The sequence below is a fragment of the Vibrio anguillarum genome (assembly GCF_003390515.1).
GTDB lineage: Bacteria > Pseudomonadota > Gammaproteobacteria > Enterobacterales > Vibrionaceae > Vibrio > Vibrio anguillarum.
Genome location: NZ_CP031479.1, coordinates 3140344 through 3140581 on the forward strand (window position 1 = coordinate 3140344; position 238 = coordinate 3140581).

The 238-nt window shown below is 40.3% G+C and carries 1 protein-coding gene; it reads right to left on the reverse strand.

All coding sequences use genetic code 11. The features are described 5' to 3' along the window. Window positions 1-20 precede the first annotated feature (20 nt). Window positions 21-238 (reverse strand): PAS factor family protein (locus tag DD616_RS17565; RefSeq protein WP_208871491.1); only part of this gene is annotated, 218 nt, incomplete at its 5' end.

A 238-nucleotide genomic window follows, 5' to 3' on the forward strand; every position in this document is an offset into this window, starting at 1 on the left:
TGATATTTAGTAATGCAAGGCTAGTGCTCAGGTGTTTCTAGCAGCTTAATGGCACTTTCAACTGCATTATTGATCGCTTGGTCATTTTCAAGTTTTCCTGAACTTGCTGGCCCAAGGGCTCTAGAGTATAGAGCTAATTGTTTGTCCAAAGGCAAGCCCAACTGTTCATACAGATTTTCGCGAATTTTTGCATGTTGTTCAGGGTCTTGGTTTGCAAGGCTAATAAGTGTTTCATAAA